The sequence below is a fragment of the Microcoleus vaginatus PCC 9802 genome, assembly GCA_022701275.1.
Lineage (GTDB): Bacteria > Cyanobacteriota > Cyanobacteriia > Cyanobacteriales > Microcoleaceae > Microcoleus > Microcoleus vaginatus_A.
Genome location: CP031740.1, coordinates 3983731 through 3996183, shown reverse-complemented (window position 1 = coordinate 3996183; position 12453 = coordinate 3983731). Strand labels below are relative to the sequence as shown.

Below are 12453 nucleotides of genomic sequence, written 5' to 3'. Positions count from 1 at the left end.
TGTTACTAGAATACCATGCTCAAGCTTGGAAAGGCTAACCCTCAACTTAGCCTGTGCAGGCTGGTTTCATTCGTCCCGCCACAGGTTTCAATCTGCGAGTGAATATATCATCCATTTTCCGCCTGACTTCTCATCAACTTTTGCACACTCCCCAAAGCCCGATTTAATTCGTAACTCTTTCTTTCTGAATTCTGCAAAAAAGCCTGCTGTTCTTCCTCAATCATTAACACATCCTGCCGCACCAAACCATCTAATAACTTTTGAGCCGCACCGAAACAACTATCTTTGATAAACCTGCGAAACCACACAGGCAATTTGTGCAGCCGCCAAAACGCATTTAATGAGGTAAAATGAATTAAATAAGCGCGAGTTGCTGTCTCGCTCACCGGACAAACCAAGCAGTAAATCTTAAAGTCGCTCCCCAAAGTTGAAACCCAATGCGGGTAAACATAACTCACGTCCAGCGGTTCCGGGTGCAGTCGGCGCAAAGACTTAAAAAATAACTGAGAAATTGACCAAATTTTATCTATTTTGTAATAACTTTGAGCCTGATAGCGCGCTGTTACTTGATGCTCGTTTTCTTCTATAGTATCTAACACCGGATTTGCCCAAGCTTGCCAATCATCGTGCAAGTGTCCGTGGTACATATCCATCAAGTTTTCAATTAAAAATGAATAGTGTGCCTGACAGTCGATGACTGAAACTGTGGCAATATAATTGAGATGTTCCCACTCTGGCAAATCCAGTAAATTATTTTTTTCTGCTTGCATTTCGTCGCCGGGAAACAGCCAGATAAAACCGTTTTGTTCCTTGACAGGATAGGAGCGAATTTTGCAGTTAGGTAGCTTTTGATTTTCTGCTAAATAATCGACTTCGGCGCATTCTCCCCTTGCATTTAACCGCCATCCGTGGTAAGCACATTCGATTAAATCGCCTTTAACTTGACCGTGGCTGAGTTTAACTTGCCGATGCGGACATCTATCTTCTAAAGCGTTGATTTTGCCTGCACTGTCGCGGAAAAGTACGATCGCCCGATTCCAGATTTTCGCAGCTAGGGGCTGAGTGTGCACCTCGCTGGTGCGGGCGATTGCATACCAGCGATCGAGATTAATGCCCAACTCGCGGATGTGAGTTTTTTCTCCCTTTGGAGATACCGATTTTATCGCGTTGTTTTGCATTACAAATGTTCCCAAATTACGCCCATAAAACAACCCAATTTTACAAAATAACAGCCCGGAAAGCAACGACCGTAAATTTTTCTAAATCTCCGTTCTGACAAATACCTATCGCTAGCTAAATGCTTCAACCACCCCGGCGACAATCTAAATTTTAATAATCTTAAAGCATTGCGAAATCCGTAGGTGGAACAGTCGGGATTAAAATCTCTCGCTGCCCCTAATATGTAGCCTATTCTAGGAGGTGTCTCGACTTCCGATATATTATCTAAAAAGACGATTTTTCCGTGCGGATTTAACAATTTTTTACTTGCCTCAAGGGCGGCTGGGAGGTTGGGCAGGTGGTGAAAAGTAGCAGCACTAACTATTAAATCAAATTTGCGGTCGATCGCTAATTGACTGGCATCCATTTGGATGTATTCGATATTGGGGGCTGAGCGTTTTTGACGGGCGATGTCCAGCATTTTTGCTGATAAATCGACGGCCACTACATTATCGTAATACTGGGCTAATTCAAAAGCAAGAATTCCCGAACCGCAGCCAATATCTAATGCTGCACCTTTGCTGACCGATAGGTTGTTAGTAAAGAAATCGTTCTGGTTTTGCAAGGTGGCGGCGAAATCGTATTCTGTTGCAAAAGCATCAAACATTACAGATTTATTGCGAATTTTGCAGTTACTCTTCAGCATCTATTATTGCTTTATACTCATTCAATAATATTTTAACCGCAGATCCACCCCCCTCAACGCAGATATTTTTTTTGTTCGCAAGCTCTGCCTTTTCCCGTCAGCGAAACCACACCCACAAACCGTAACTCATCTTAAAAAAAGAATGCAACTTTAGGAAACCTCCAAATCCTTATTTAATCAGTGATTCCCATTTCTTCAAATCTAAAATCTAAAATGGTATGACAGGGGGCGGGTTTTACCGAGAATAGCAGCCGATAATTGACAATTTATAAAACCCGCCCCGCTACAAACCTTAGATTTTTAACACGCCTTCGGGATTCACCGTCAAGAGCGATCGCCTCTGCAAACCCTCCTGATATAAAATAGCATTAGCTGCCAACAAACCGCTGCTAACCGCCCTTTCCATTAAACCGCAAGGAAACGGCATTTTTACCCAATCTCCCGCAAACAAAAGATTGGGAACAGCGCAGCAAGTTTCTGGTCTTTCTGCATAACTACCGGGCGGATATCCAGAGAAATTCTTTTGATTTACCAATTCCCGGTGCAGCATATTTGCCTCTTTTAATTCAGGTACAATTTCGTACAATTCTTCCTCAAAAGTCGCCAGCAAAATTTGCTGGTTGGGAAATTCTTTCTCCTTGTAACAATAAGCGTGCAGTTCCACTACACTACCGCCAGTTTTCTGATTCCACTCGATGAACTGATCCTGAATTCGGTGGTAAAGCGTAATGCTGTCAGTCAGTTTGTAGCCGGAAAGCGAACTGAAATTGCTGTGATCCCACGCAAATTCGCGATCGAACCAAAAGCGACCGACCGCAAACGGATCGGCTATATTCAAACTCTCGATCCGACTCTGCACCTGCGGATTCACCTCACCGCTAGCCAAACTAAACAAATGCTGCATCCCCGGAACATCGGCCGCCAAAACATAATAATCAGCCTTCAATGTTTCTCCCAAATTTTGCGGCTGCGATTGGTTAACCGCTGCTGCTAACTGTATTTCATCTGCTTTTTCATCGACTACCTTAAATCGAGGCAAATCCCGCTGAGCAGGCCCGCTCACAACTCGCCCTTCGGCATCAAAAACTGCCCCGTGACAAGGACAGTGAAATTGACCGTCGTTCTGTTTCTTAACAGTGCAGCCTTGGTGAGTGCAGCTCAGAGAAATTGCCTCTTTTCCCGACGGTGCAGCGGCAAATACGCTGTCCCCAGCGCCGAAATATTCCGTAGAGTTGCTGTCACTTAACAGCGCGTTTCGCTTCACCCAAAAAGGTATTTTACTTTGCACATCTCCCGACTGGTAACTCAGAGAATCAATCTTGCCGTTTTCCCAGCGAATCTCACTGACTGCGACATCTGTCAATACTTTGCCGCCTTTGCTTTCAATGGCTCTGGCAATAGGCTGCACCAAACTCGTGCCCATATCTTGCCGCGTGCCGTTGAAGGCCAAACCCTCTGGATTTCCGAAAAAGTAAAAGTGGAAAAATTGCATTAATTCTCCCGCGCTCAATTCGTCGGGAGCGTTGAGGCTGGATTTGGCAAAAGGCAGAAAATACAAGTCATAAAGCCCGCGCGGAAATTCACCTTTTACCCAGTCGGCAACTGATATATTGTCGAGGCGAGCGAAAGTTTTTTTAGTCTGAAAACCGCCGATTTCCCGAAATACTTGCCAGTGAGCGGGTTTTGTAAGATTGATTCCCCACTTGAGCCGATTGGGAGAAGATATCCCCAAATCAACTATATTCCAGGGAAAAGCTGAATGGTTGGGACGGAAAACTTCGGGTTTGTATTTGCCGTCTCGAAACACAACGGCGTAGGATTCTAAAGATACAAAGTTATCAGTAATTTCTAGTTCTTCAACCACACTTTTGAGGTTGTAGTATTGCGGAAAAAAACCGTGGAAACCGTGTTCCATCATAAAAGTTTCGTTCCCAACTTGAATCGGCCAACTAGCAATTTTGCCACCGAGTTGGGGCGATTTGTCGAGTAATGTTACGGCGAAACCCCGCTGACTGAGCTCGTAAGCACAGGCGAGCCCTGCCAAGCCTGCCCCCACAACTGCAACGGTTTTGCGGTTATTCAGCATTCGCGGCAAGTCAAGAGAATCTTGCACAAAAATGGTGGGCTCTGGCTTGGAAAATCGAGAGTAGCCCAGCAGCCCGCCGGCGGCACCGACTCCGAGGAATTTGAGGGCGGTTCTTCGAGAAACTGGTGGGGATAGCGGTGGATTGGTTGATTGACTCATCAGCGGTACGCGGTAACGGGCTTTAAACACAAGGAGGCCATAAGGCATATATCATAGACCGAAAGCATGATATGTGAAGAAATACTAAGACGCATCCCCCAATTGGATCGCACCGTGTCAAGTGCGATCGCACACAATGTATAGCGGAAGGAAGCAGGCTTTAGTTATCTAGGAGAGAAGCAAGAATCAAGAAGGAAAAAGCGATCGACCCCATAGCGTAAAATTCTCTAAATAATTAAGTGTTTTTATTGATGTTGCTCAACTATTGGCATCCGCCGCCCATGATGTTAAAAAACTAGGAGATTTTCATGCAAAATCTTAGGCAAAAGGCAGTCTCGGCGAAGTGTACGAAATAACCGGGCAGATATCCAAGGCAAAACAATTAACCAGTCGAGCTTTAAGTAAGTTGGCACGAAAAGAATTAACTATTTTAAAACAAGTAAATACAGAGTATATCTCTACTGAAATAACTCAATATATCGGCGCTCGATTCAGGGGAGTCCTCACTTAATACCAAGACAAAACCCTATTAAAACTGAGAAATGGGGATGGACCGCAAAAAATCAAAGACGCCCGTATAGGTAATGCCGATTAAATGAAATGTACCTGGCTGCTATGTAGAAAACAGGACTTACTTGAAGAAACCGGGTTTTTGCGTAAGTCCTTTTTATGCAAAACCCCTGCATAATTTGCAAACTTTTACATAAATCGCGAATTTCTTGGTACGTGGACTTTGTTGGTGCTGGTGTCCACACCCTACGGTAGATATTTGCGGTTGACCTTGAATGCTATAATCGTGCCCCCATCGCCAGCAGAGTCAAAATTCCCACCCACATCCCAACTTTTGCCAACTGCTGCCGCCAACGGCGCCCTCAACCGCCCCAAAATCATGCACTACCAATTCCAGCAGCAACGCCAAAAACACACCACTCAGAAAAAAATTAAAAAAGCTATTTTTTACTGCTTGATAGCACTATTTTTCTGCTGGAACACCGCCAACCTCCCTACAATTGCCCAAAACACAGGCCAGGGCGGGCTTAACGGCCAAGAAATGAGAAATTTGCTCGATCGAGGCAACCTCACTGAAGCCGTAACCAGAATCGAACAAAACTGGGAACAAGACTATCAAAAATACTTTGAACAAGACTTTGCAGCCCGTGCGAAAACCGCCGAAGCAATATCAAAAACTCTCTCCCGCCTAGCAGCTCAAACAAAGAAAAAACCTGCTTTAATTTACGCTATACCGCGCACCGACCAACTAGAATTAATCTTAATATTACCCGATCGCCCGCCCATTCTTCGCAGCGTCCCGGAAGCCAAACAAGAGAAACTGCTCTCTGTAGTCCAAGCATTCGGCAGCGAAATCACCAATCCCGTAAAACTCAACACCACCAGCTATCTAGAACCAGCCCAACAACTCTACCAATGGATAATTGCACCCCTAGAAACCGATTTGCAAACAGCAAAAATTGAAACATTGCTGTTCTGTGTCGGCGCAGGTTTGCGAACCGTACCCCTAGCAGCAATGCACGACGGAAAGCAATTTCTGATCCAAAAATACAGCCTCTCCCGCATCCCCGCCTTCAAACTCACAGACAGCAATTACACCGACCTCAGAAACGTGCAAGTCCTAGCAATGGGAGCATCAGATTTCGCAGAAACGGCGAAAAAACAACCGCTACCAGCAGTTCCATTAGAACTCGGCGCGATCGCCCGACAGTGGCCAGGTCAATCCTTTCTCAACCAAGACTTCACCATAGTAAACTTGCAATCCCAGCGACTGCAACAAAGATACGGAATCATCCACCTTGCCACCCACGCCGAATTCCGCCCAGGAACCCCAAATAACTCCTACATTCAATTTTGGGACACCCAACTACGCCTCGATCAAATGAGAGAATTAAAATGGAACAATCCGCCCCTCGAACTGTTAGTATTAAGCGCCTGTAGAACCGCCTTGGGAGACAAAGAAGCAGAACTCGGATTTGCCGGTTTAGCCCTGCAATCGGGAGCAAAATCAGCCCTCGCCAGCTTGTGGTACGTCAGCGATGCGGGGACTCTCGCCCTGATGACAGAGTTTTACCAGCAGTTAAAAATCAACAGGCCAAACGACCCTCCAATCATTAAAGCTGAAGCTCTCAGACAAGCACAAATTGCCGCGATCGAAGGCCAAGTGACGATCGAAGGCGGTCAACTGCGAAGTTCCCGAGACGAAACTCCCTTGCCCCCGTCCATCCCTAAACTCGACAGCAAAGATTTATCCCATCCGTATTATTGGGCAGCTTTCAGCATGATCGGCAGTCCTTGGTAAGTCGGCCTCTTGACCGACACTGGTGATAGGCTTTGAAACACTCAGGTAGCTAAGGTCAGGAAGTCGCCTACCTGCCTCGCCTACAAAACCGGACTTGAGACTTTCACCTCATCCGGCTCCTCAGTGACTTGGGTAACTGTCTATACTACCCCCAGCCAAACCATCTTTGGCTGTTTTTACATCGTGGCAATGTTTGTGTAAGAGCTGAAGATTGGTATATTCATCCCTACCACCTTTGGAACGGGGGATTTTATGGTCGATTTCCCATTTATCTTCAACTCCGAAAATCAATCCGCAATGGTTACATTTACCCCTTTGACTCTTCATTAGAGTTGCCTCTTTTGTTGAGATTTCAGGGTGTTTTCCCCTTCTTGTACTCCAGTAAACCAGGTTTCCGTCGTATGGAGACGATTCGCCTTTAACTTTCACATGGCGGACTATTGGAGTCTCGCTATGCGTTCTTAACCGCATTAAGTTTTCACTTTTTGCATTGGTTGCGAATACCCAGTTATTACCGCCAATGGTCTTCCAATATCTATTGATGATCCACTGGATAGACTTTTTGGGATGACGGCGTTTTGCCCAAGCCTTAAGTTTGCAAAAGATTAAATGGTCTTGAGTTTCGTAAGCATCACGGCTCACGACGGTTGAGTAGTAGTTTGCCCATCCTCGGATAATTGGATTAAGTTTTCCAATTAGCGCTTCTTGAGTCGCTGTTCTATGGGCGTAGATGATGTTTGCTACTTGCTCGTAGTGTATCTTCTGCTTCTCTTGGCTTGGGGTGATGATTGTTTTGAAACCTAGCAATTTTCCGTTATTCTTCCCAGAGTGATACTTTCCAACTGGGAATTGCCGTATATTAAACCCAAGGAAGTTGAAACCTGGGGTATTTCCCTCGTATTCCTCAAGGGTATGGGCTAGGCGAGTTTTACTAGGCTTCAATTCTAAGCCCATGCTTTTTAACCATTCGGAGATTATCTCCTTACATCTTTGAACAACGGTTATATCTTCGTGGAGAATTACGAAGTCATCGGCATATCGGATTAGGTGGGCAGCAGAGATGAATCCTGCGTACTTTCCTTCTTTATAAACCTTCCTTTTTGGGAAAGCTTGAGCTATCCGGTTTTCCATCCCGTGGAGGGCGATATTTGCTAATAATGGGGAAATAACCCCACCTTGAGGCGTACCCTCAGATGTTGGAAACAACTGCTTACCGTCCATCACTCCCGCTTTTAACCAGGCTCGAACTTGTCGGCGGATGGTGGGGAATGTATTTAATTTTTTGAGCAGTGCTTCATGGTCGATGCGGTCGAAACATTTGGCAATGTCAGCATCTAGCACGTATTTAGCTTTCCTACTAATTACCGTGAATATTTGCTCTATCGCATCATGGCATGAGCGTCCGGCTCTGAACCCGTATGAGTTAGGTTCAAATCGCGCTTCCCATTCTGGCTCTAGTGCCAGCTTGACAAGTGCTTGCAAGGCTCGGTCATTTATTGTCGGGATGCCTAATGGTCGCTTCTCCTCCGTACCTGGCTTGGGAATCCATACTCGCCTGGTTGGAGCGACTTTTGGGCTTAATTTAAGTTTGGCAACAAGGGCGAGACGTTGTTTTGGGGTCAGGCTCTTAAGCCCATCCACACCAGCCGTCTTCTTGCCACTGTTGTCTTGTGTTACCCGCCTGACCGCTAAGCACCTTGCTGACCAGGACTTCATCAACGTCTTTTGGAGTCTGCGTATTGCTTTAACATCACCACGTTGAGAGGCTCGATAAATTCGTTTTTGGAGCTTATAGACAGACCGTTCCAGCTTTCGCCAGTTAATGTGTCTCCATTCCACCATCGGTTGTGACCGTGTTTTAGACATATATACTCGGACTTTCGACTTTATCTTCCATATCACCGTGAGTCTGTCTGCGTATCCCTGTCATTACAACAGGACATTGGCTTCTGACTCTATCCCACCTGTTCGCAGCATCCGGTTAGCACCTACTCTTGGTTTTCGACCTCCAAGAGAGCATACGAAAGGTTACTTCGTTCCTGGTAGCCATTGATTGAATCTTTAGAGTTGATGCTTTCCACCGGGTTATTGGGAGTGCTGCTGATACGGTCAGATTTATCAGCCCCTAATCCGTTACCTTTTGGTTCCAGCGCATAAAGCCTTATTTCGCTGGTTGCCTTTCACGATGGTTCAAGCGCATCTTCGCTTTCGCTACTCATGGATTCTTGCTAAAGGGATTACCGACTTAGGCTGTCAGCTACCTTCTTTCGTCCCGCTTTACCAATTTGACGGCTAGTCTCCTTAGTAGGGATCGTGCTTTCACCACTGCACCTGTGGGGTAGGATTTGGGAGGAACCCTCACCTACATGGCTATCAAGTTGTCAAGGTTATATTGGGATTGTTCCCTCTTTTTTTTCCCTTGCCTCTCATCCTTAAGTATTGCTACTCATTTCGAGAGAACGAATCGCACCCGACTATTAGGTGCGGTGATTCTTGACACTTCATCGAAATTTGCTACCGAAGTAGTCTTATATTTTCTCTGTGTCCGTTTAGAGTCGTGGCAGTTTCCTATCCCGACTTTATCTATATTTTTTGCTGCGTTCTCATCTCTATCGTGAGTTGTGTCGCAATTTAAACAAGTGATATTCCTCACTTTAAGATCCAATTTTCCCCATTTGTAACCACAACACGAGCAAACTTGACTTGTAGGCTCCCATCTGCTGACAGTGTTGAAAGTTCTACGGAACTTTTCGGATTTTGCTTCACACAACAATCTAAATTCGCGCCAACCTTGCAAACTAATAGCTCTAGCTAGCCTCTTGTTTTTAACCATTCCTGAGACATTCAAGTCTTCTAAAGTGATTACTTGGTTTTCGTTCACTACTTTAGTCGAGAGTTTGTGCAGGAAATTTTTTCTAGTGTCAGCGATTTTGTTGTGCACTTTAGCAATCTTTACTCTTGTTTTATTCCTTCGATTAGCTCCTTTCTCTTGACGTGCTAATTTACGTTGTAGTTTTCTAATTTTTCTATCATGTTTTGCGTAGTCAGGACTGTCGAACTTCTCACCATTGCTAAGAACTGCGAAAGTCTTTAAACCTAAATCAATCCCAACAGACTGATTAATAGGCTCAACTGTTTCAGGTTCTATCTCAACTACAAAACTGATAAAATACCTATTGGCACAGTCTTTAATTACCGTCACAGAACTAGGTGCTGACGGTAAATTTATAGACCAAATAGGTTTAATACTACCTATTTTGGCGAGGTAAACGTAATTGCCTGATAGCGAAAAAGCTGCTTTGGTAAACTCTGCTGATTGATTGTTTATTTGTTTCTTGAATTTAGGTAAACCAAACTTTTTATATTTATGTTTGCCAGTTCGAGACTTAAAAAAGTTTCGATAGGCTACATCCAAATGTCTTATAGATTGCTGCAATGGAACCGATGAAACTTCCTTCAACCACTGCCTTTCTTCTGTCTTCTTAGACAGAGTGAGCATGGCAGAAAGTTTACTGTACCCTAGTAGCTTTTCAGAAGACTTACAAAACGCTAGCGCATCATTCCAGACAACTCGAACACAACCGAACAACCGCAGCTCGCCTCAATCGCTGTTGGTCTGTCGGGTAGAATCTGTACTGATAGCGGGCAATCACATGGCTTATGCTAAAATTGGCTGTGATTCGTCGATTATATATCTGTCTGTACAGAGTGATCAAGTAATTCAATGCCTGTAGCTGTCGCTCAACCAACCACCACCAACCTGTGACGAATCAAGCGGGAGCCTTCAAGGGGAAACTAAAATGAAAAAATTAGAATTTTTGCTACAAAAAGAAGGCGATCGCGCCTGGTTGCCCCTAGAAACCTCCGACGTGGAAATTCTAGAAGGTAAATACCGTGTTGTTGCTCGCATTCAGCACCCCAACACCGACATCGAAATTCGCGTTACCCATACCTCCTTCGACCCAGGGGCGCAGCGGAAAGTCCAAAGCCGATCGGCCCGCACCAACCCCGAAGGATTAGTCGTGATCATTCCCTACACCAGGCTCAAACCCGGACTGTGGGAACTCTCCTGCTTGCCAGATCCCAAAGCAACACCACTAAAACCTTGGCAGTACGGCGTTCAGTTGGAAGTATTGCCCGCAGAATCGGAAACCTCCGAACCCCTACCGCCGATCGACCAAACCGAGCCCGCAACTTCCCCCGCAGCCGCACAAATCGCAGCATCGGTCGATCACGCAGCCGCACAAATCGCAGCACCGATCGATCGCCCAGCCCCACAAATTGCAGCGCCGGTCGATCGCCCCGCACCAACGCAAATCCCAGCAGCCGATTTAGCACCGCAGCCGACCAAAATCTACCAATTCCCCATTCCCCAAACCCCCGAACCCAAACCGGGCGTCAGACTCGAACTCGTCCTCGATCAAGAAACCTTCGTCACTCAACTCGGTCGCCCCTTAATCATTTCCGGCAAAATCGACATTCCCCAGCCTCCCCAAAAAACCAGAAAAACAGCAACTCTTATCCCCGAATCCGAAGCGCTAGAACTCAAACAACTCATCGGTTCAGCACAACTGCAAATTTACCTGCGCGACCCCCAAACCTCAAAAATTCTCGCCGAAATCCAGCAGCCGATGCCAGAACAAGTTCCCCCCTGCATCTTTGCCTGCGTCACCTACATTCCAACCGAGTGCAAAAGCCGCCTAATTTTAGGAGAAGCAATTCTCAGCAGCGGTGGCGTCACCCTAGCCACCAAACTATTCACAATTACAGCTCGTTTAGAGCACCTTCTACAGGAAATTAAAGACAATTTCATCGAAGAAAAGCATCAAGCTGAACCCTCCCCAACAGCCTCAAAACAGCCGGGAAGCGCCAAAAATATATCCTTCCTCAAGCTAGTAGAAAAATCCTTAGACCCTCCCTCCCCCGCCGAAGTCCCAACCACTGAAGCCTTACCCCCTCTACTGGCTTCGCGTCACACCCCAAGTGCAGGCGGTCTAGAATTGCCCGCATTCGGTAACAAACTGCCCGACAGCAGCCGATCGCAATTGCTGTCGGAAATCTCCAATTCGCCTCGAACGGTCGCAGAGTCGATCGACCCACAAACCAAACCCTCAGACATCCCAATTTCCCCTAAAACACCGGAAATCGGAGCGATCGACCAAAAACCAGAAAACAGCCCCGAATTAGAAAAAACAGCCCCAGAAACCCAGCCAGCACCCACAAAACAGGCATTTCAAACCTTAAACGTCGAAAGTCGATTTTGGTCGCGACTGAGTTCCTTAGCCAGCAACGGCGAATCCCCGGAATGGCTGAAAGCAACCACCCTGTCGCCCACTCCAAAAGCCGCCGCAAATAGCAGCGACGCTATTGCCGTTGTGGAAGAAAGCAGCGCAACCCCGCAGCAACCCGAAACCAGCCAAACAATTTCCGACCCCCAATCCACTAGCCCGGAAGCCAGAGAATTTGTCGTCTTTGACGAACCCCCGCAACCGAAAAAAGTTGCTACAAAAACCGCAACTGTCGCAGAAGAAGTAACTCCCCCGACTCCCTACGTTTTGCCCGAAGACGAGTTAGTACCGATGCCGATTTTGGAATTGCCGCGCGCCGAAATCCTCGCCGGCGGACCCGTAAAAGTGCAAGTGCAACTCCCGGAATTAATGCCCCGGATTTATGTGAAAGTTTGGGTGTACGATCGACAAACCTACCTGATTCTTGACGGGCCGCGCTGGATTACCGAATTTAAATCTAACGGGTTGGGAAACGTCCGAGCAAGTGTCGAGTTAGAGATTCCCTACGGCTGCATGGAAGTCGAATTTGAGGCGATCGCCGTCGAAATGCAAACTCAGCGGGAAAGTCACAAAGTAAGCGTTCACCGCCAAGTTTTACCCCCAGCCGGGCCAACTTTACCCCTGGATGAGTAAGCCAAAATTCGCGTGCACCCGCGTTGACCCGCTGACATCAGCGGTAAAAAAAAGCCTCTTGACAAAAGACTATTATCAAAATCTGGATTTGGCGGCGAGAAATCGAGGGATA

Annotated in this window: 6 protein-coding genes and 1 pseudogene; 2 read left to right on the top strand and 5 right to left on the bottom strand. The window is 46.3% G+C overall.

Annotated features, from left to right (window positions below):
- Positions 1-107: 107 nt before the first annotated feature.
- The 3 genes from D0A34_16190 to D0A34_16180 all read right to left on the bottom strand — a co-directional run bounded on the left by D0A34_16190 (position 108) and on the right by D0A34_16180 (position 4157).
- Complete coding sequence (locus D0A34_16190) at positions 108-1178, bottom strand: aromatic ring-hydroxylating dioxygenase subunit alpha (GenBank protein ID UNU20206.1); 1071 nt, start codon at positions 1176-1178, stop codon at positions 108-110.
- A complete protein-coding gene (locus tag D0A34_16185) occupies positions 1178-1864 on the bottom strand; it encodes a class I SAM-dependent methyltransferase (protein ID UNU20205.1) in 687 nt (228 codons plus the stop codon). The genes D0A34_16190 and D0A34_16185 overlap by 1 nt, the downstream gene beginning before the upstream one ends.
- A 292-nt stretch (positions 1865-2156) precedes the next feature.
- A complete protein-coding gene (locus D0A34_16180; protein UNU20204.1) occupies positions 2157-4157 on the bottom strand; it encodes an FAD-dependent oxidoreductase in 2001 nt (666 codons plus the stop codon).
- 691 nt (positions 4158-4848) lie between these two features.
- Between D0A34_16180 and D0A34_16175 the strand changes: the two genes are divergently transcribed.
- Positions 4849-6420: a CHAT domain-containing protein gene (locus tag D0A34_16175; protein ID UNU22328.1), complete on the top strand. Its 1572-nt coding sequence runs from the start codon at positions 4849-4851 to the stop codon at positions 6418-6420.
- A 120-nt stretch (positions 6421-6540) separates the two neighbouring features.
- Here the strand turns inward: D0A34_16175 and ltrA are convergent, their stop codons facing one another.
- Together ltrA and D0A34_16165 are read right to left on the bottom strand one after the other, a co-directional pair.
- On the bottom strand, positions 6541-8286 hold the full coding sequence (ltrA, locus tag D0A34_16170; GenBank protein ID UNU20203.1) for a group II intron reverse transcriptase/maturase: 1746 nt from the start codon (positions 8284-8286) through the stop codon (positions 6541-6543).
- 580 nt (positions 8287-8866) lie between these two features.
- A pseudogene (locus D0A34_16165) lies at positions 8867-10073 on the bottom strand (transposase).
- A 147-nt stretch (positions 10074-10220) separates the two neighbouring features.
- Here D0A34_16165 and D0A34_16160 point away from each other — a divergent pair.
- Positions 10221-12341 carry a hypothetical protein gene (locus tag D0A34_16160; protein ID UNU20202.1) on the top strand — a complete coding sequence of 707 codons (2121 nt, stop codon included), beginning with the start codon at positions 10221-10223 and terminating at the stop codon, positions 12339-12341.
- Positions 12342-12453 lie beyond the last annotated feature (112 nt).